Origin of the sequence: Bacillus sp. EKM208B, from assembly GCF_011800725.1 — a bacterium.
GTDB classification, from domain to species: Bacteria; Bacillota; Bacilli; order Bacillales; family Bacillaceae; genus Bacillus; species Bacillus velezensis.
Window position 1 is genome coordinate 64,099 of sequence record NZ_JAANHO010000010.1, and the last position, 19,048, is coordinate 83,146.

Below are 19,048 nucleotides of genomic sequence, written 5' to 3' on the forward strand. Positions count from 1 at the left end.
ACAAAAAAACCATACAATATAATAATTGTATGGCGGACAATATTAGATATGCTCATCCAGCAGGCGTTTAAGAATCAGCAGTCCCTGCTCAAGCTCCCCAAGCGTTTTCGGTGCACAGACAGACACCCTTACAGCCCTTTCCGGACAACTGTTCCCGACGACAAAACGTTCAGCCGCGTATACTTGCACTCCATGCTGTGCGGCTGATTTTTCAAATGCAGCACCTGTCATATTTCCGGGTAACAGTAACCATCGAAAGATTCCCGTCTCAGCACCTGCACACGTATAGCCGGTTAAATATTGATCGACCATTTTGTTTCTGCGAATAGTCTGTTCACGATGACTGTCAATTAAGATTTCAAATTGATTCGATACGATCGTCCGTGCAGTGAGTTCTGCTAACAGCGGGGAAACGGTTATATTTAAATTGTAAAGCGCCTTTGAAATCGGCTCCTTATATTGACTCGGGACGGCGACATACGCCATCCTTAACCCTGGTGCCAGTGATTTTGATAAACCGGCAATGTGAATGACCTGTTCCGGTGCAAATGATGCGATGGCCGGAAGCGGATTCTTGCCAAGAAGATGGTACGAGGCATCTTCAATAATGAATTGGTTATATTTTTTTGCAATTTTCGCGATCATTTTTCGATTCTCAACAGACATAAAGGACGCTGTCGGATTATGATAATCCGGGATGAGGTAGATGCCTTTAATATTTTCATTTTTACACGCATATTCAAATGAGGCAGGGCTCATCTCATTGTTCTCTGATTTGATCGGCACAATCTGCACACTCAGCATCGAAGCGGCAGTTTTCAAGCCTGGGTATGTATGGTGATCAACTCCAATGCGGTCTCCTGGTTTACAAAGACTCGCCAATGCCGCGGCAATCGCATTTTGCCCGCCGTTTGCAAATAAAATGTGATCAACGGACGTTTCAAATCCGCCTCTTCGAATCAGCTTAACAGCCGCATCTTTCTGCCAAAGACTTTCACCCGTCCGGCCATAGCCAAACCACTTTTCATAATCTTCCTCTTGCAGCATACTTTTCAGCTGGAGCAGCAGCGGCTCATAAGAAGCCTGATCCGGAAGCGTCGCCCCCATTTCAATCAGATGCTTCGGCTTTGTATCTTCCAGCAGATACGCATTCGATAACGCATCATAAGCAACAAAAGTCCCGCTCCCGACAGAGGCACTCAGCAGACCCTTTAACTCGCAGACTTTAAAAGCCTTTGAAATGGTGCTTACATTTAAATCCAAAAAATCAGCCAGTTCTCTCTGAGGAGGCAGTTTGGTTCCGGGTAATAAAACTTCTTGTAATATATCCTGTTCTAATTTCTCTGCAATCGCTTTATAAATGGGTTTTTCCGTTTTATCAATCGCCGGCTTCCAGCTCATCGGATAATTTTCAAAAGAATTGATCGGCATGATATGCATCCTTTTTCATTCAATTATATGATCACACCGTTTATAAAACAATTTTCACTTAACAGACGCAAAAGTTGACATAAAAAAAAGCCAAAGGCGGTTAAACCTTTGGCATGATTGATACGCCAGGGAAAAATTGAACTTTCATCAGAGATATCAATGATGAGAAGAGCTTTTCTGTACGACACTCTCTATCTTCACTCTTTATCTCGATTTGTATTCCTTGATGTTCCCGTTTCCTTATTTAGAAGAAAGATCACTAACGACATCTAATAATACATTGACACCTGCAGCCAAGTCATGATCTTTCGTGTATTCTTCAGGATTATGGCTGATCCCCTCTATACTTGGAACGAAAATCATAGCCGTCGGACAGATGCGGGCCATCATTTGTGCATCGTGCCCGGCACCGGATGTCATCCGTTTTGATTCCAGTCCCCGTTTATTTGCAGCCCGCTCAATTAATGCAACAATGTTTTTATCAAATACAACGGGATTGAAACGGACTAATGGTTCAGATGTGATAGATACGTTTTCAGCCTCTTCCAAATCTTTCAGGTAATCGGCCAGTGCTGATTCTTCTTCTTGAAGTCTCTTTTCGTCCGGATCTCGCAAATCAACTGTAAGTGCTGCCAATGATGGAATGACATTGATAGCATTTGGCTCAAAACTGATTGTTCCGACCGTGGCGACAGTTTGGCCGTTAGACATATTGGCACGTTTGCGCAAATACGTTATGATTTGTGCGGCTGCATGCCCGGCATCCTGACGCATATCAGTCGGAGTTGTCCCGGCATGATTTGAAACGCCTTGAACCGTTATACGCTGCCAGGAAATCCCTTGCAAATTCTCAACGGCACCGACCGGAATGCCTGTTTTGTCTAAAATCGGCCCCTGCTCAACATGAAGCTCAATAAAGGCGTGCGGTGTTAAAAAGCCGGGCTTTTCTGTTCCCTCATATCCTATACGCTTAAGTTCTTCACCCAGTTTCGTCCCATCCGTACCGCGGGTCTGAAGCGCCTTTTCTAAAGAAAGTCCTCCGGCGAATACGAGTGATCCCATCATATCTGGAGTATATCGCACACCTTCCTCATTGGTAAAAGCCGCAATGACAATCGGACGCTCCGGTTTGAAGCCGGACTCCTTTAAAGTGTTTATGACTTCAAGTCCCGAAATAACCCCGTAACATCCATCGTAAATACCCGCGTTGATGACCGTGTCGATATGAGAGCCGATCATAATGGGCGCATCATTATTCTGATCAGAACCATACCATACCCCGAAAATATTTCCGATTTTATCAATCATAACCTCTAAGCCTGCTTTTTTCATCCATGTTACCAATAAGTCCCGTCCCGCCTTATCTTCATCGGAAGCAGCTAACCTTGTGAGTGTGTCATTGCGGTCACGTCCGATTTCACCAAGCTCCTTAAGACGGCTGAGTAAACGTTCAGAATTCATGTAAAGGTTCACATGTTCAGATGCCATTTTGCATTCCTCCCTGTACTGAGTCAATCGCTTCATTGATATAACAATAATGTTATGATATATAAGAATTCATCATCTTAATACCAATATTGGATTTAAAAATATAAGTATATTGAGGTGTTTAACATGCAAACGCAAAACTTTCTGATGGATGACAGTCTGCAAGATTTGACGAAACACCATACAATTGTTATGCCGGTTGCTTGCTATGAAAAAACCATTAAGAACCATTTGCACGGATATATTCCCCTTCATTGGCATGATGAAATTCAATTCGTGCTTATAATAAAAGGAGAAGCGCTGTTCCAAGTAAATGAGGAATGGGTGGTTGTCCGTCAAGGCGACGGGCTGTTTATTAACAGCGGCTGCCTGCATATGACAAAGGAGCATGGCAGTTCAGATTGTCTTTATATCTGTTTAAATGTCTCCCCGCATTTCGTTTTATCACAGGAACTCTACACGACCTATGTAAAACCTTTGATTCACGCAACGAATGTCCCTTACTTATATATCCACGCAGACGACCCTTTAGAAAAAAACATTCTGAATGCTGTATTAGAGATCCACAAATGCATCGAGCAAAAATCCCTCTTTTATGAAATAGATATCACGATGAAACTTACGTCTGTTTGGAAACACTTAATCGCCAATTGCTTCCACCTTGAATGTATCGAAACAGAATGGTTGAAGAACCAAAGGATGAAGAATATGCTGAGCTGGATCCATCAGCATTATGCTGAAAAAATCACATTGGAGGATATTGCGAAAGCCGGGCAGCTAAGCCGTTCTGAGTGCTGCCGCTATTTCAAGCGCTTTTTAAAATGTTCTCCGTTACACTACGTTATAGATTACAGAATTCAAAAAAGCTTATATTTATTGCAGCAAAGAGATGCGAGTGTGACAGACATTTCTTATCAAGTTGGTTTTAACAGCACAAGTTATTTCATCAGCAGGTTCAGACATGCCATGAAGATGACGCCGCTGGCTTATAAAAAACAAAAAAACAAAGAAAGACAGCACTGACTGATTCAGTAATTGCTGTTTTTCTTTGTTTCATGTGTTTTAGGATAAGCGAATTTTAACTAATTCCGCAAAATACGCTGCACCGGTTAAAAGAATGTCATCATTAAAATCATATGACGGGCTGTGTAATGGAATATGGCCCTTTTGATCATGCTCATCACCATTGCCAAGAAAAACAAATACACCGGGAACCTTCTCTAAAAAAGCCGAGAAATCTTCTGAAATCATCATCTGATTTATGTTAGAAGTGACATTCTCTTTTCCGGCTGTTTTGGCAGCAGCTTCAACAGTAAACCCGACATATTCTTCCCAATTCGTCGTTGGAGCAAATTCATGTGTATACTCAAACTGACACTCCGCACCATGCATCTCACAAATCCCGGAACTGATAGTCCTCATTTTTTCTTCGAGAAAACGTCGGGTGTCAGGAGAATAACTTCGCGTATCACCTTTGATTTCCACATAAGTCGGAATCGCATTCCTCACCCCGTCTGTTACGATTTCCGTACAGGATATAACGGCAGGAACGCTTGGATCTAAATTTCTGGACACAATAGTCTGTAAGGCGAGAATAATTTGCGACGCTATGACCAATGGATCAATACTCATATGAGGGCGGGCTGCATGAGCGCCTTTTCCTTTAATCCGGATGACAAAGTTATCTTCACCGGCCATAATTCCCCCGGGGCGGGTTGCAAAAGTACCCGCCGGCAATCCAGGCATATTATGCAATCCGTAAATTTCATCGAGCGGAAATTGTTCAAAAAGTCCATCCTCAATCATGGCCCTCGCACCCTTGCCCGGTTCTTCCGCCGGTTGAAAAATAAAACACACGGTGCCGTTAAAATGTTGTCTTTCACTCAATATTTTAGCTGTCCCAAGAAGGATTGCCATATGTCCGTCATGACCGCAGGCATGCATTTTCCCTTTATTTTTAGACACATACGAATGATCTGCTGCTTCAGTGAAGTGTAATGCGTCCAGTTCCGCTCTGATTCCTATAACCTTTGAACCTTCTCCCGCTTTTAAGGTGGCGACTATACCTGTTCCGCCCAGACCCGAACAAACGCTTACTCCCATTTTTTTTAATTCTTCAGCAATATACACTGAGGTCATGTGTTCTTCAAAAGCTGTTTCAGGTATCATGTGGAGGTCATGTCTCCATTTTATTAATTGATCTTTCATTGTGATATCATTCATAAAGACCACTCCAATATAATCATTAAATAGAAAGCGTTTACACAAATAATTAAAATAAAGCAAAAATAATTGCCGAAACAGTGATGACACCAATAATCGTAACAAAAACATTACTGATTTTATTTCGATACATTTTTAATACTGGCAGCTTACGAATGGCATACATAGGGAGCAGCAATAGAATAACAGCCCCTATCGGTCCGCTGATGCTTTCAATGATGCCTAGAATACTTGGGTTGATATAAGCTATTAGCCAGCAAGTGACAAACATAAAAAACAGAATGATAAAATCTGTTTTTTTCTTATTATTTCTTGATGGAAAAACCTCAACAATGATATCCCGCATGGCCTCATAGGCTCCTATATAATGTCCTAAAAAGGATTTCGTAATTGCGACAAATGCGATAATCGGGGAAAGACAAGCAATAAACGCTGAATGAAAATGGTTGGCGAGATAAGTGAGAATTGAGATGTTTTGTTTCTTTGCCATAGCAAGATCTGCCGGCGACAAACTGAATACACAGCTGTATACAAAAAATAAAACAGTAAGTATCATCAATATATAACTGTATTTTTGTATTTGGGCACATTTATCATCAGCAAATTTGTCTCCATAACACTGCCTTTGAGCTACAACGAATGGTGAAATCATTGAATAATGATTAAATGAAAGCACCAGGACAGGGAATGTCATCCATACCGTCATGAACATCCCTTGTCCTGATCCGGATAATGATAGGTGTGTGACATCCAAAATGGCTGTATTCCATTTAGGTATCAGATAGATCCCCATCAAACATAACGAACCTATAAATGGATAAACTAACAAACTCATAGTCTTCATGACCGCATCCTGACCAAAACGCACGATAAACAGTAATCCTGCTATCAGAAATCCGGCAGTTAAACCCCTTGGCGGCTCTGGCATGTTCATTTGATTCACAATAAAGCTTTGAGCTGTATTTGTAATGGCAACTGAATACATTAACAGGATGCTGTAAATCGCAAGAAAATAAATGACAGTGAATACTCTTCTTGCTTTCGCCCCAAAGTATTCTCCTGTCACCGCTAAAATCCCGTCTGTTGCAGAACCTGCCGATAAAACAAATCTGGCCAAAGCTCTGTGAGAAAAGTACGTAATCGGAAAAGCCAGAACAGTGATGATCATCAGAGGCAGAATGCCCCCTATTCCCGCATTAATTGGCAAAAAAAGCACGCCCGCGCCTATTGCTGTGCCAAACAGGCCTAAGACCCAAATTGTATTTTGCCTGCACCATTTAGCCGGATCTTCATAAGAGGCATTATTCGATGAAGAACTCCGGCACCGCACATCCACATCCTGTTCTATAGACATATTTATCCTCCCGAAAAAAGAATGTCATGCTCTGGAACATCACGAATTACCTTGAAGCCGGGCAGCTTTTCACTCGTATATATTTATCCGGAATACGCGATGACTTCAATTTCAATCTGTACATCTTTAGGCAACCTGCTTACTTCAATTGTGGATCTCGCAGGACGATGGTCTCCAAGATATTTACCATATTCCTCGTTAACAGCTTTAAAATCACCTAAATTTTTAAGGAAAATAGTCGTTTTCACTATATTTTCAATTTTTAAATCCTCTGATTTCAGAATGGATTCAATGTTTTTTAAAACTTGAATCGTTTGTTCCCTAATATCAGCCGGAACTTCATCCGTGTTTGGATTAACAGGAAGCTGTCCTGATAAAAATAAAAAATCTTGTACTTTAATGCCTTGAGAATAAGGTCCGATCGCTTTTGGTGCTTTTTCTGTAAAAACTGTTTTTAACATAATAATCACCTTCTCCTTATTGATGTAAAATTCTAAATATTCTTCACAAAAAAAAACTGAATTGCTTTCAGTTAAGAGTAATATATCACATATCTCATATTAGTCAAACGAAAAATTCATACAAAAAAGCCTGACGAGTTGTCAGGCTTTTAATTGGCTGTTTAAAATGATTCGAGTCAGACTGTTTTCCCAGTTACTCCTTATGGCATTCAGTCCTTGTTTAAGATCTTTATTCTTCATTGCGTCTAATATTTGATTGTGTTCACTGCAGGATGCATTCATTGCGTGATTTTGACTGAAATACCGAATTTCAATTCTCTGTATTTTCGTTTTTTGTCCTTGCAGTAATTTCTGCAGTTCAGTATTATTTGAGACTTCAATGATCTTTTGATGAAAGGCATTATCCAATTCCAGCGCTTTTACCTTATCATCCGTCTCCATTATTGCATTCATTTGCTTATTTAATTTTTCCATCTCGTCTATATGATCTTGTGTAAATCTTGAAAGTGCCTGTTCAAAAGCGAGACACTCGAGAGACCAAACGACCGAGTAAACCTCTTTCGCATTTTCCAGGTCAATAGGTGCTACCACTGTCCACCGATTGGCTTTCGTTATGACAAGACCTTCATTTTCAAGCTGAAGCAGCGCCTCCCGGACCGGCGTGCGGCTGATTCCGAGTGTCTCAGATAGATCTTGATTTCTCAGTCTTTCTCCCGGCTCAAGCTTACCTGTTATAATCCACTCTCTCAGAAACTGATAAGCTTCAACTTTCATAAATGTTCGTTTTAATTGGTGCTGTTGGTTCATTGTCACGTTTTCACCTCTTTAAAACATCATTTTACATGTAATATACCACATTTCAGTATATCGTTTGCGAAAAAGAAAAGTTGCTTTACATTCCGATCCATGTATAATGTGATATATCACATATTGGAAGGATGAAGAAATTTGTTTGCGAATATTGATTGGGTTTCGAATCATTTCAGATCTGATACGTTACCTCAGGAATCTTCCTATTTCTCTGCAGAGGAAACAAAAAAAGCGCTTCATTTTCATTCCGGCATTCCCGGCTATCAAGCAACACCGCTTCACTCGTTAAGAAGTCTCGCACAATATCTCGGCATAAACAGTCTTTATGTCAAAGATGAATCTAAACGCTTTAGCCTTAATGCTTTTAAAAGCTTGGGTGCTTCATATGCGATTGCTTCTTACTATAGTAAAAAACTTAAAATCGACCTTAATTCCATTCATTTTAACGAATTGGTTGAACTTGTAAAAAGCGCTCCTTCTGCTACATTTGCTACAGCTACCGACGGTAATCACGGAAAGGGACTGGCATGGGCGGCTTCCCTTTTTGGACAGAAAGCAAAGGTATATATGCCGAAAGGTTCTTCTCCCGCGAGATTGGAAGCCATTAAACATTTAGGTGCTGATGCGTACATTACAGATTTAAATTATGATGACACTGTTCAAATGGCGGCAGATTTATCTGAGAAACATCATTGGATTTTAGTTCAGGATACGGCTTGGGAAGGATACCAGCAAATTCCTCTCTCTATCATGCAAGGATATACAACAATTATTGCAGAAATATACAAACAAAATGAAGATTTCTTCAATACAATCAGTCATGTTATCCTTCAGGCTGGAGTGGGATCTTTCGCTGCTTCAATGGCAGCTTCCCTATTAAATGTAAAAAGCGGGAATAAGCCCAAAATCTCCATAGTTGAACCCGAAAGCGCAAATTGTCTGTACCGGTCAGCCCAAAGCGCCTCTGGATCACCTGTCCGAGTATACGGTGATCTTTCTACAATGATGGCTGGGCTTGCCTGCGGCGAACCCAACCCATTCGGTTGGAACATTTTGAGAACATGCAGTGATTATTTCTTTTCCTGTAATGACAAGATAAGCGCATTGGGGATGAGAATATTGGGTAATCCTATTGATCCGGATCCGAAGATTATTTCTGGTGAGTCAGGTTCCGTCCCATTAGGTTTGCTGCATGAGTTAAGTAAGAATACTTCAATGGAACAGATAAAGAAGAAATTAGAATTAGATCAGTCATCTAATGTGTTAATGATTAATACAGAAGGTGATACTGATCCGGAAAATTATCGGAAAGCGGTTTGGGGAACAGATCATTAAAACAACGGCAACATGTTTGTTTTAATGATTTATAAAAAGCCTTAACTTTGGGTGAAGTTAAGGCTTCCGTTATTTCCCCTTCCCGTGTGAAACTCAATCATTTAACTAGTCCCAAATTAAAGGCCTGTCAACCTCAGCAGTTCTGAGATAGTCTAAAAGCTGACCGGTATGTACGGACTCATGGTAAGCGATTCTTAATAACATGTCTCCTAGTTCGCGAATATATCCAACATCAGACCTGTCAATCTTTATATTTGTTAAATCTGTTTCGTTTAACGATTTGATGAATGTCAAAAACTCGGCCCGATACGGTTTTGCGAATTCTAATTCTTCGGTTACTGTGGTAAACGTTTTTGATTCATACGGGTTTTTAGATTCCTCTGAAGACTCATTCATTTGTTTTAGTAAAATGTGATGATAAAGAAATTCCGCTTCTAATACATGTCTTATCATTTCCTTACACGACATTGCTTCGGAATCGGGGCGCCAGTCCATTTTTTCCTCAGGTATAGCTGTCCATAACTTGATGCTTCGCCGTCTTACTTCTTCAAAATGTAAAACAATAAGGTCAATCGTATTCAAGTGTTTTCCCCCTTTTATTTTTAAATAATTCTCCTTTTTCCCGGAAAAAACCTCTTCAAATAAAAAACATATTCTTTCCCGACTCGCTGGATTGATAATCAAACCATTTTTAAGATAAGGAGATATTCATTCATCCATACAATAGACTCTGGCTGAACATATACTGAATGATAGTTTTCATCAGAAAGGAGAAATCAGCTTTGGCAAAATATCGGATCATGACATTTGACGGGGGCGGTACCCTAGGTGCTCTAAGTTTACAACTATTGAACAGACTGGCTGAAGAAAATCCAGCATTAATAAGTCGAACCCATGTATTTTCGGGAAATTCAATCGGTTCATTTACTGCCCTTGCATTAGCAAGCGGAAGATCTCCGAAGGAAACACTTCAGTATTTTGAGGATGAAATCCTGCCCGCATTCAGCACTTCCCGGCCGGGCGGACCTGTTTTCAATCAACAATTGCCCTATTCCGGTTTTATTAAAGCGGTACGAAACTTTTTCCCGCCAGGCCTTCGTCTTAAAGATGTAAGAAAACGAATTGTTGTCCCTTCATTCAAATTATACTCCCCAGCACTGGATCGTTGGACGCCCGTATTATTTCACAACTTTCCCGGCTCTCCCTATTTAAATGAGAAAGTGAGTGATGTCATACTGCGGAGCAGCGGTGCTCCCGCGACGCAACGAGCCTATCAAAACTACGTGGACGGATATGTAGTGGCAACGAACCCCAGTACGGCCAGTATCGCGTTTGCGGTTGGTAAAGCCAACGTGCCACTGGATCAAATTGCGGCGCTATCCATCGGTACAGGTGAAGCCCCGACTCGGTTAAGAAGAGATACGAGGGGATGGGGAATGGTAAGTGCGGATAACATACGTCCCGAAAATCTGAAGAACCTTCCTCCAAATTGGGGAGTCCTTTTGGACAGGTCGCCTAATGAACCTTTACTGCCATTTCTTCAGATGATCTCCGGCGGAAATGGCTACTATGAATCCATGGTCAGCGCGAATCTGCTGGGAGATCGCTTTTTCCGGTTAGATCCGCGGATTCCTAACTTCTCCAAAACAGACCCTTCCGTGGTTCCCGCTGTCATTGAAATTGCGAACAAAACCAACTTACAGCCTGCGAATACATTTATAGAGAAAAACTGGAACGACAGCCACTAAGGAAATTCACATCTTAAAACAATGAACAAAAAACACCAAGGGACTCAAAACCCTTGGTATTATTAATGCGGCCGAGAGGGTTTGGACATTCACGGGGTATTTATACGCTGGTCATTCGATAAAGTGAAATCTTATTACCGCCCGGCATTTCAAACACTGAAGTTAAGCATTACAACCAACAATCGGGCCATTTAATTGGATAGGACTACTCAAAAGTCGCTTCCCATTACGTAAGGGAAGCGACTTTTTAGATTTGATTTTCAAGTTCCTTTGACAAATTTTGAAAAAACCATTGACTATTCAGTTGAACTGTATTAAGTTTAACTATATAGTCAGACTGAATAGAGGATGAGGATATGAAACATAAATTATTACCGCTGTCTGAAACCATGCATTATATTTTATTAGCTCTGCGGGAGCCGCTTCATGGCTATGCCGCCATGCAGAAGATCGAAAAGATGAGTAACGGAACTGTTATTTTAGCAGCCGGCACATTATACGGCGCGATTGAAAACTTGAATAAGCATGGCTGGATTGAACCTGTTGGAGAGTCGGGCCGGAGAAAAGTTTATATGATAACTGCGGAAGGAAGCGCCATTTTGAAGATGGAACAAAACAGGTTACTGCATATTTTATCCCTGCACGAAGGAAGTGAATCGAATGAAGACATTTAAGATGTTTTTTGATATTGAAAAAGAGGAGCAATGGCTGAACGAGCAATTACAAAAAGGCTATCGCTGTACAAATATCAGCGGATTAGGAATATACACTTTCGAAAAAACCGACAAAAAATATGTGATGCGACTGGATTATCAAGATTATTTATCAAAGAAAAAGTTCAAAGACTACAGAGAGATCTATGAAGACTTCGGCTGGAGTTATATAAACAGCCCATGGCTCAGCGGAACTCGATATTGGCAAAAAGAAGATGATGGTCAAAATGAAATCTTCTCGGATCGCCAATCAAAGAGTAGTTATTATAAAAGACTAATGAGTTATTCATCTTGTTTTGGTTTACTTTGCTTATTTTATTCTTATTTGATTTACAAGGATTCAGGTTTGTATTTAGCTGAAGGTCTGTGGAGTATGGAAGGCGCAATGTTTTGGAAAGCATTTTTATTTGAAACTCCATTTGCCCTTCTAAGGTCGCTTCCCGCTCTTATGGCTGTTATCTTCGGTATCAGTTACTATAAAGCGTATCGAAAATATTCAATGTTAAAAGAACAATAACACGGGGAAGTTACATTCAAAGAAGTAATCGAGGATTGTATATCTGCCGAAGCCGGGCGCTTTAACGGAAAAAAGCGCCCTGAATTTGCTGATAAATCAGACGGCTTATTTTGTTAATGATACATACTTATTTACAATGGCTTGAGCGAGACAAGCTGATGAATCAACAAAGGTAAGTTCGCTGCTTTTTTGATCCGTGACCATATTTAAATCCGTACATGCAATGATAACCGTATCAACCTTTTCTGCTAAGTCACGGTGTAATTCATCATATAATGTACCAGCCTCATCGATTTGACCTTGTTTAATCTTTTCTATTATGTGATCGACATAGACTTGCCAACTATCTTGATGTGAAAAATCATAACCTTCTCTGTTTAACGCTTCTTGAAATATTCCAGATTGAACCGTAGGAACGGTGGCTAAAAGAGCTGCTTTTTTTGAACCTTTAGATATTTTTTTTATGGTTTCATCAACCATGTTTAGTAAAGGGACTGAAAGCGCATTTTTTATTTGATTAAAATAGATATGTGCGGTATTACATGGGATTGCAATAAAATTAACACCCGTTTTTTCAAGCTTTACAGCCCCCTCAATAATTGCATTTTCCATGTCCGTATGATTGAGAGGTTTATTCATGTAGAAAGGAGTCGGACAAGAATAAATCATCATATGAGGAAAATCCACATCGTGTATTGCTCCATATATTTTTTGGCACTCGTCTACTACTTTATCTACAAATGGCCCAGTAGATTTTGGCCCCATTCCTGCCAGTATTCCAATCATAATTGTCCTCCTCTGTAAAAATGTGTACGAATACGATCACGATGAGTTATTCTTGTGTTTCTCATCTGAATCTGCTCTCATTTCTTTTTGGCTGTCTTCTCCTATTTTATCATTTCATTAATCGAATTATCATATCTCATTCCGCCGCACGCAGTCAGCAGAATAACCGATACACTAAGGAAAATAAAAAGATTCTTCAAAGGATGGCTGGCAAACCGGACGACTTCCTATAAGCAGCGGACTCTTTTGGCCACAAAACACATGTTTTAAAAAGAAATAAAAAATACCAAAAGTTATCAAAAACCCTTGGTATCATTGAGATGCGGCCGAGAGGACTTGAATCTCCACGGGTTATTCACCCGCTGGGCCCTCAACATTTCATTGGTTATGAAAGCCGGAATCCCACAGGTTCCCTCTTGTTTTGATGTTGTTTTTTTAAAAAAAGTTATTGACACCAATAAATGACCATGTTATCATTAAAAATTTGATATCACACTCCATATATGATAACCTTAAGTTAAGTTCCTATATATGGAGGTGGATGATATGTTTCAAATTGGCGATAACATTGTTTATCCAATGCACGGAGCAGGTACAATTGAAGCCATAGAAGAAAAACAATTCTTAGAGGAAAAACAACAGTATTATGTCATAAGAATGTCAATCAGTAATATGACAGTTATGATTCCAACGCGTAAAATATTGAGTTCAAATATACGGCCGGTTACTGATATACGTGCATTAAAACACATTATACACATTTTTCAGCATGGAGAATCAGATAGGTTACTGCCGTGGAAGCAAAGGTATATAGTAAACACGAACAAAATAAAAACGGGTGAAATACAAGAAGGCGCTGAAGTTGTACGTGATTTAAGGCGGATGAAGAAAGAAAAAGCACTTAATTCAAGCGAAAAAAAAATGTTGGATCATGCATATGAATTTTTGATTAGTGAACTGGAATTCATTAAAGGAATCACTGAAAAACAAATAAAAAGTTTTTGCTAAGGTTAATTTTAAATAATGTTTTGCATTCCAAAAAGCACCCGAAAGTTTTCGGAATATACTTTTAAAACATTAACCCCTTTTATTACCCCAACAATCTAATCTGTTTTATTTTTTTCTTCAACGAACATTTGAATTTTTATCAAAAAACTCGATGAAATAGTCACTTGATTTTTGTAATCCTGATTCACACTGGCACGGACAAGGAGCCGTAAGGATGGAAGAGAGGCAGGGCTTTCATTGTTTTAGGTCTAAGTGATTATTTCCAGAAGAAAAAACAACCACTCTCCTCTTTATCTTTAAGAATTTCTTACATCTGCTTCCACAGTGAATAGCAGTTGTTTATCTTCTTTTCATAAAAGAGATATGCGAATTGTAACAAAGAATAACATACAGATATATTGAGAACATAAAAACAAATCATTTATATATATTCCACATATCGTCAATCCGGTATGTTATACTGTAAACAATCCTTTGAGGTTTTAAACCTTTTTCTTACCTTGTAGCAACTGTCCCTACTCGAACGTTGAGTAGGGTTTTTTTATTCAGTATGATACAGAGAACATAAAAAAACAGGCCCTGCATAAAGAGCCTGTTTGTATAAACGATTAAAGATTAAGCAGTTTTTTGAACGTTAGCAGCTTGAGCTCCACGAGCACCTTGCTCAACGTCAAACGTTACTTTTTGACCTTCGTCTAAAGATTTGAATCCGTCACTTTGGATTGCAGAAAAGTGTACGAATACATCGTCTCCATTTTCACGTTCGATAAATCCAAAACCTTTTTCTGCATTAAACCATTTAACTGTACCTTGTTCCATTTTTGTTGCCTCCTAGTGTGTTACACATTGTATTACTATCCTTGCCCAAAGTATCATCAAGACGAAAAGTCGATATTCATACTATCCTTTACACGAACAAAAATAATTCCCCTTTATCATAGCACGAAACGGAAATAACTGCAAATTAATAATATGTTCATTCATGTTTTATTTGTTAAACCTGTCGATACGAGTGCAAAATAAGATGCCTATTAATAACTATGGTTTGAAAACACCGTGAAAATGAATCACGAATGCCTTCAAACCCAGTACTTCATATTGATTGTTAAAGGTTTCTTTAAAAAGCTCAGCTGTTTCTTGTTCAAGTACAAGATATTCTTGACTGTTCACTGGTATAGCTTTGTTTCTGCACAAGTTTCCAAACGATCACTCAAGTATACCCTTATTTTAACGGTATTAACTTGTCATGTTTGTTCCTCAAACAATCAAAGTTTACGGTCTAAATAAACTGATTCACATAGGGGAGCATGGAGAGAGTTTGGCCCGATAAAGAGCTGGGTATAATCTTCATACGCTTTTTGTATCCCGGCTGGCCATTGCTAATAAAGATTTAATCGAGATGGAGATCATTTTCTGACCTTCAATAATTTTACACAGGATTAGAAAAGATACTTATCATACATGGAGTATGACAGCTGGGACTTCAAAGGCAATAAAACGTTTTCTATACGCAGATTAAGAACATCAGGGAAGGGGAAGCTTTTAAAAATGAATGAACAAAACCTAAGGACTTTGAGAAAACTGGTTACCCCTTATGAAAAGTCCGATTTACAAAAAAGTATTTATCAAATCATTAACACATTGGTGCCGTTTTTCCTGTTATGGTGTTTGGCCTATAAGAGCTTGTCGATTTCTTATATCCTTACATCAGCGATTTCTGTCGTTGCGGCAGGTTTTTTAGTGAGAACCTTCATCATCTTTCATGATTGCTGCCACTATTCTTTTTTTAAGAACCGAAAGGCGAATCGAATCCTTGGAACAATTACAGGAATTCTGACTCTGCATCCGTTTGATCATTGGGCACACGATCATTCTGTCCATCATGCGACAAGCAGCAACCTGGACAAACGCGGTACGGGCGATATTTGGGTACTGACTGTTGAGGAATATAAAGAAGCCTCAACTAAGACAAAAATAATGTACCGTTTGTACAGAAATCCGTTTGTTATGTTTATTATCGGACCGATTTACGTCTTCGGGATTACCAATCGTTTTAATCGTAAAGGGGCAAAACGCAAAGAACGGATGAATACATATGTAACGAACCTGGGGATCGTCGCTTTGGCAGCACTTTTATGTTGGGCTATCGGCTGGCAAAACTTTCTGCTGGTCCAGACGCCAATTTTTATGATATCGGGATCCCTCGGAATTTGGATGTTTTATATTCAGCATACGTTTGAGGATTCATATTTCGAAGAAGATGAGCATTGGGAATATGTAAAAGCAGCCGTTGAAGGAAGCTCTTTTTATAAGCTTCCAAAAGTCATGCAGTGGCTGACAGGCAATATCGGTTTCCATCATGTTCATCATTTAAGCCCAAGAGTCCCAAACTATAAGCTTGAAATCGTGCATAACAACACTGAACCATTGCAAAACGTTCCGACCATCACACTGGCAACAAGTATTAAGTCGTTAAAGTTCCGCCTATGGGATGAAGAAGGCAAAAAATTTGTTGGTTTTACCCACTTAAAAAAAACTTCTAAAAGCCAGGTATCAGCTCGGCTAAGAACGGATTAAACAAACGCCCGTAATCGATGATAATGGGCAGTGTATCTTGCATAATAAAAGTGCAGACTCGCGCAAAGATTTTGTGCAGAGGTCAGCACTTTTTTAATGCCACATGCACTTTCAACATAAAAATACCAGAGGTGTCAAAACCCTTGGTATCATTGAGATGCGCCCGAGAGGACTTGAACCTTCACCGGGTTATTCACCCGTTGGGCCATCAATAAAGTGAAACTGTGTTTTCTGTTATAAAACCTTTGAATATTCATATTGTGGAGTAAAAATGGAGCAGTTTTTCATTTCCAAAAAGTTACATGGCATGTCATTGGTGCAATGTATCTTAAAATAGCCACTGTTTAAAGAAAAAAAGAATCTTTTGAAACTGATCTTTCCCAATCTTAGATTGACCCCATTTATGACAAAATGACAGGATCGTTCTAAAGATAAGAAGAGGAATGGATCATCATTATTCTTTACCGATCGTTCTCAATATGTTATGATTGCCATCACAAGGAGGGGAATTTAGTGGCTAGAACCAAGGAATTTGATGAAGATGCAGTACTGCTTAAAGCTGTTCGTTTATTTTGGGAACAAGGGTATGAGAAAACTTCCATGACAGACTTAGTCAACCATATGGGAGTGCACAAGAGAAGTTTGTACGATACCTTCGGAGATAAGCATTCGTTATACATTAAGGCTTTAAACCGTTACACTCAACTGCAGTCGGAGAAAAAAATCAATAAAGAGAATCTTACTGCGGTTGAAGCAATCCGGCAGTTGTTCGATAGAGTCATTACTAGAGGAGAAGGCGAATACCCTAAAGGATGTTTGATCGTAAACACAGCAGTTGAACTGGCTCTGCATGATTCCGAATGTAAGGATTGGGTAGATCAACGATTAACCGATACAGAGCGTCTAATCCGTGAACTCATTGAGGCAGGTCAGCAGTCCGGAGAACTCGATAAGAGGCTAAACGCGGAATTACTATCCCAATATATAAATAATGCTTTAATCGGGCTTCGAGTGATGATCAAGACAACAGATAACAGAGATAAATTAGAGCAGATCGTGGATACGACATTATCCATTTTAAAGAAATAATTTTTTTACCCTATTGAGAACGATCATTCTCAAATAAAACGGATTTACTAATAAAATGCGAGGAGAACGAAAGATGAAGAGAATGTTTTGGATTATTCTAATGATGTCTTGCGGAGCCACTTATATTTCATCATTATTCCCTATATACGGGAGTCACTATCAAATGAGCAGCCTAGAGATTACAATGTTGTTTGCTGTTTATGCCGTTATCTTGGTTCCGACCTTGCTAATCGTAGGAGCCAAGGGGAGCACCTGGGGATTAAAGAAGATCCTTCGCATAAGCATCTGGCTATCCATCGCGTCAACGTTGCTTTTCATAGGGAGCCAGAACGTCTGGATGCTATTTGCGGCAAGGATTTTGGAAGGCATTGCATATGGCGCTTTTACAGGAACGGCCACCACATTTTTATTATCACAAACCTCTCGCCAGCATCTAAGTACTGCTATTAAGTTATCGGGAGTATTCGTAAACGTTGGATTCGGCATGGGTCCGGCTATATCCGGTCTAGTGTTGCAATATGTGCAGGTTCAGCCGCTTCGAATGCCATTTTGGCTTTTGCTTGCCATGCTATTGAGTTCTTTAGTATTTCTGGAAATGTTACCGAGTCTTAAAGAAGAACCAAAACCGCTGAATACAAAAATTTCGCTCGGTATACCGGAAAATATACGATCCCATTTTATTTCATTTATTGGACTTCCGGCTTTTACATTCTTCATGTTAGGCGGAATCGTATTTTCCGTCATTCCTTCCTATGTCAAAAACGTCATTCACTCCTCTAATCTCTCATTAGCAGGTGTGTTGGTGTTCATACTCTTAGGCGTGGCTGCCTTGATACAATTCTTCCCGTGGGTACAGAATCCAGTTAAGCGAATGCGCATCGGAATTGTATTGCTGGCCATCGGTCCGTGGATCATTGTTTTCTCCGGACAGACAGGCGATTTATGGATGCTCTGGATTGGAATGCTTATCCAAGGGGTCGGCGCCGGTTGGTCGTTCCAAGCAGCATTAAGGTTTGCCGGACAGCTGCCTAAGCCGGAAGAACGACCGAGAGTAATATCAGCATTTTATTTGTGCGCTTATTCCGGATTCATTATCCCTCCAATTGGAGTCGGCATTTTGACCAGTTTCTTTAGCTTGAATCACTCATTAATTGTTCTAAACACATTTGCCGCACTAATCGTTATTTATGTCTTGATCTATTCAATCAAGTTTAATCGATATTATTCGAAAGTGACATTATGATTAAACTATCATGAAAATAAACTTCTGTAATTTAGGAGTTTTGACGGTCCCCTTAATCATGTTGATAGATGTATTTTAAAAAAGCCCACTCACGAAAACGAGTGGGTTTACAAAAGCTCTAACTAACCCACAAAGGTTTTAGTCAGAGCTATTTATACATATTTTTTTGGTCCAACTCACTAAGCACCTACTCTATCATCAACTCGAATAAATCAGCTGCTCTGATTGCAAAGTTTTCAATGTCTCCGTACATTCTTAGAAGGAA

The 19,048-nt window shown here is 39.7% G+C and carries 19 protein-coding genes and 1 pseudogene; 9 read left to right on the forward strand and 11 right to left on the reverse strand.

The window, feature by feature from the left end; translation table 11 throughout:
• Nucleotides 1-42: 42 nt before the first annotated feature.
• On the reverse strand, nucleotides 43-1,431 hold the full coding sequence (locus tag G9F75_RS16550; protein ID WP_014416998.1) for an aminotransferase-like domain-containing protein: 1,389 nt from the start codon (nucleotides 1,429-1,431) through the stop codon (nucleotides 43-45).
• Nucleotides 1,432-1,671: 240 nt separating this feature from the next.
• Nucleotides 1,672-2,919, reverse strand: coding sequence for a Zn-dependent hydrolase (locus tag G9F75_RS16555; RefSeq protein WP_167409242.1), 1,248 nt, complete (start codon nucleotides 2,917-2,919; stop codon nucleotides 1,672-1,674).
• Nucleotides 2,920-3,045: 126 nt separating this feature from the next.
• On the opposite strand from G9F75_RS16555, the gene G9F75_RS16560 reads away from it, so the two are divergent.
• A complete protein-coding gene (locus G9F75_RS16560) occupies nucleotides 3,046-3,942 on the forward strand; it encodes an AraC family transcriptional regulator (protein ID WP_014416996.1) in 897 nt (298 codons plus the stop codon).
• Nucleotides 3,943-3,981: 39 nt separating this feature from the next.
• On the opposite strand, the gene G9F75_RS16565 is transcribed toward G9F75_RS16560, so the two are convergent.
• The 4 genes from G9F75_RS16565 to G9F75_RS16580 all read right to left on the reverse strand — a co-directional run bounded on the left by G9F75_RS16565 (nucleotide 3,982) and on the right by G9F75_RS16580 (nucleotide 7,764).
• A complete protein-coding gene (locus G9F75_RS16565) occupies nucleotides 3,982-5,142 on the reverse strand; it encodes a M20 aminoacylase family protein (RefSeq protein WP_014416995.1) in 1,161 nt (386 codons plus the stop codon).
• A 49-nt stretch (nucleotides 5,143-5,191) separates the two neighbouring features.
• Nucleotides 5,192-6,502, reverse strand: coding sequence for an SLC5/6 family protein (locus G9F75_RS16570; RefSeq protein ID WP_206647874.1), 1,311 nt, complete (start codon nucleotides 6,500-6,502; stop codon nucleotides 5,192-5,194).
• 77 nt (nucleotides 6,503-6,579) lie between these two features.
• Nucleotides 6,580-6,957 carry a RidA family protein gene (locus tag G9F75_RS16575; RefSeq protein ID WP_014416993.1) on the reverse strand — a complete coding sequence of 126 codons (378 nt, stop codon included), beginning with the start codon at nucleotides 6,955-6,957 and terminating at the stop codon, nucleotides 6,580-6,582.
• Nucleotides 6,958-7,098: 141 nt separating this feature from the next.
• Nucleotides 7,099-7,764: a GntR family transcriptional regulator gene (locus G9F75_RS16580; RefSeq protein ID WP_031304481.1), complete on the reverse strand. Its 666-nt coding sequence runs from the start codon at nucleotides 7,762-7,764 to the stop codon at nucleotides 7,099-7,101.
• A 141-nt stretch (nucleotides 7,765-7,905) separates the two neighbouring features.
• Between G9F75_RS16580 and G9F75_RS16585 the strand changes: the two genes are divergently transcribed.
• A complete protein-coding gene (locus G9F75_RS16585) occupies nucleotides 7,906-9,102 on the forward strand; it encodes a diaminopropionate ammonia-lyase (protein WP_014416991.1) in 1,197 nt (398 codons plus the stop codon).
• 105 nt (nucleotides 9,103-9,207) lie between these two features.
• Here the strand turns inward: G9F75_RS16585 and G9F75_RS16590 are convergent, their stop codons facing one another.
• A complete protein-coding gene (locus tag G9F75_RS16590) occupies nucleotides 9,208-9,684 on the reverse strand; it encodes a DinB family protein (RefSeq protein ID WP_021495063.1) in 477 nt (158 codons plus the stop codon).
• A gap of 200 nt (nucleotides 9,685-9,884) precedes the next feature.
• Between G9F75_RS16590 and cotR the strand changes: the two genes are divergently transcribed.
• The 3 genes from cotR (at nucleotide 9,885) to G9F75_RS16605 (ending at nucleotide 12,080) form a co-directional block, all read left to right on the forward strand.
• Nucleotides 9,885-10,850 (forward strand): sporulation hydrolase CotR, encoded by a 966-nt coding sequence (cotR, locus tag G9F75_RS16595; RefSeq protein ID WP_167409243.1) that lies wholly within the window; start codon nucleotides 9,885-9,887, stop codon nucleotides 10,848-10,850.
• 356 nt (nucleotides 10,851-11,206) lie between these two features.
• Nucleotides 11,207-11,524 (forward strand): PadR family transcriptional regulator, encoded by a 318-nt coding sequence (locus tag G9F75_RS16600; RefSeq protein WP_015239232.1) that lies wholly within the window; start codon nucleotides 11,207-11,209, stop codon nucleotides 11,522-11,524.
• Nucleotides 11,511-12,080: a DUF2812 domain-containing protein gene (locus G9F75_RS16605; RefSeq protein WP_167409244.1), complete on the forward strand. Its 570-nt coding sequence runs from the start codon at nucleotides 11,511-11,513 to the stop codon at nucleotides 12,078-12,080. The genes G9F75_RS16600 and G9F75_RS16605 overlap by 14 nt, the downstream gene beginning before the upstream one ends.
• Before the next feature lie 105 nt (nucleotides 12,081-12,185).
• On the opposite strand, the gene G9F75_RS16610 is transcribed toward G9F75_RS16605, so the two are convergent.
• Together G9F75_RS16610 and G9F75_RS20350 are read right to left on the reverse strand one after the other, a co-directional pair.
• Nucleotides 12,186-12,866: an aspartate/glutamate racemase family protein gene (locus tag G9F75_RS16610; protein WP_167409245.1), complete on the reverse strand. Its 681-nt coding sequence runs from the start codon at nucleotides 12,864-12,866 to the stop codon at nucleotides 12,186-12,188.
• Between the two features lie 107 nt (nucleotides 12,867-12,973).
• Nucleotides 12,974-13,066 (reverse strand): annotated as a pseudogene (locus tag G9F75_RS20350) (lipoprotein); the annotation flags it as partial.
• A 346-nt stretch (nucleotides 13,067-13,412) separates the two neighbouring features.
• Between G9F75_RS20350 and G9F75_RS16615 the strand changes: the two are divergent.
• The gene (locus G9F75_RS16615) at nucleotides 13,413-13,874 is read left to right on the forward strand and encodes a CarD family transcriptional regulator (RefSeq protein WP_014416980.1); all 462 of its coding nucleotides are present in this window, start codon (nucleotides 13,413-13,415) and stop codon (nucleotides 13,872-13,874) included.
• Between the two features lie 615 nt (nucleotides 13,875-14,489).
• Here G9F75_RS16615 and cspC read toward each other — a convergent pair.
• The gene (gene cspC / locus G9F75_RS16620; protein ID WP_003156143.1) at nucleotides 14,490-14,693 is read right to left on the reverse strand and encodes a cold shock protein CspC; all 204 of its coding nucleotides are present in this window, start codon (nucleotides 14,691-14,693) and stop codon (nucleotides 14,490-14,492) included.
• Nucleotides 14,694-15,139: 446 nt separating this feature from the next.
• A complete protein-coding gene (locus G9F75_RS20310; protein WP_074534332.1) occupies nucleotides 15,140-15,238 on the reverse strand; it encodes a molecular chaperone TorD family protein in 99 nt (32 codons plus the stop codon).
• A gap of 184 nt (nucleotides 15,239-15,422) precedes the next feature.
• Between G9F75_RS20310 and desA the strand changes: the two genes are divergently transcribed.
• The 3 genes from desA (at nucleotide 15,423) to G9F75_RS16640 (ending at nucleotide 18,783) form a co-directional block, all read left to right on the forward strand.
• Nucleotides 15,423-16,451: a Delta(5) desaturase DesA gene (gene desA / locus G9F75_RS16630; RefSeq protein WP_167409246.1), complete on the forward strand. Its 1,029-nt coding sequence runs from the start codon at nucleotides 15,423-15,425 to the stop codon at nucleotides 16,449-16,451.
• A 513-nt stretch (nucleotides 16,452-16,964) separates the two neighbouring features.
• Complete coding sequence (locus tag G9F75_RS16635) at nucleotides 16,965-17,540, forward strand: TetR/AcrR family transcriptional regulator (RefSeq protein ID WP_014416977.1); 576 nt, start codon at nucleotides 16,965-16,967, stop codon at nucleotides 17,538-17,540.
• A 73-nt stretch (nucleotides 17,541-17,613) separates the two neighbouring features.
• Nucleotides 17,614-18,783, forward strand: coding sequence for an MFS transporter (locus G9F75_RS16640; RefSeq protein WP_014416976.1), 1,170 nt, complete (start codon nucleotides 17,614-17,616; stop codon nucleotides 18,781-18,783).
• The last annotated feature ends 265 nt before the right edge of the window (nucleotides 18,784-19,048 follow it).

Coding starts and splice junctions, on each gene's coding strand:
- G9F75_RS16605 (WP_167409244.1), top strand. CDS start 11,511: ATGAAGACATTTAAGATGTTTTTTGATATTGAAAAAGAGGAGCAATGG.
- G9F75_RS16640 (WP_014416976.1), top strand. CDS start 17,614: ATGAAGAGAATGTTTTGGATTATTCTAATGATGTCTTGCGGAGCCACT.
- desA (WP_167409246.1), top strand. CDS start 15,423: ATGAATGAACAAAACCTAAGGACTTTGAGAAAACTGGTTACCCCTTAT.
- G9F75_RS16580 (WP_031304481.1), bottom strand. CDS start 7,764: ATGAACCAACAGCACCAATTAAAACGAACATTTATGAAAGTTGAAGCT.
- G9F75_RS16615 (WP_014416980.1), top strand. CDS start 13,413: ATGTTTCAAATTGGCGATAACATTGTTTATCCAATGCACGGAGCAGGT.
- G9F75_RS16600 (WP_015239232.1), top strand. CDS start 11,207: ATGAAACATAAATTATTACCGCTGTCTGAAACCATGCATTATATTTTA.
- G9F75_RS16575 (WP_014416993.1), bottom strand. CDS start 6,957: ATGTTAAAAACAGTTTTTACAGAAAAAGCACCAAAAGCGATCGGACCT.
- G9F75_RS16565 (WP_014416995.1), bottom strand. CDS start 5,142: ATGAATGATATCACAATGAAAGATCAATTAATAAAATGGAGACATGAC.
- G9F75_RS16610 (WP_167409245.1), bottom strand. CDS start 12,866: ATGATTGGAATACTGGCAGGAATGGGGCCAAAATCTACTGGGCCATTT.
- G9F75_RS16560 (WP_014416996.1), top strand. CDS start 3,046: ATGCAAACGCAAAACTTTCTGATGGATGACAGTCTGCAAGATTTGACG.
- G9F75_RS16550 (WP_014416998.1), bottom strand. CDS start 1,431: ATGCCGATCAATTCTTTTGAAAATTATCCGATGAGCTGGAAGCCGGCG.
- G9F75_RS16555 (WP_167409242.1), bottom strand. CDS start 2,919: ATGGCATCTGAACATGTGAACCTTTACATGAATTCTGAACGTTTACTC.
- cspC (WP_003156143.1), bottom strand. CDS start 14,693: ATGGAACAAGGTACAGTTAAATGGTTTAATGCAGAAAAAGGTTTTGGA.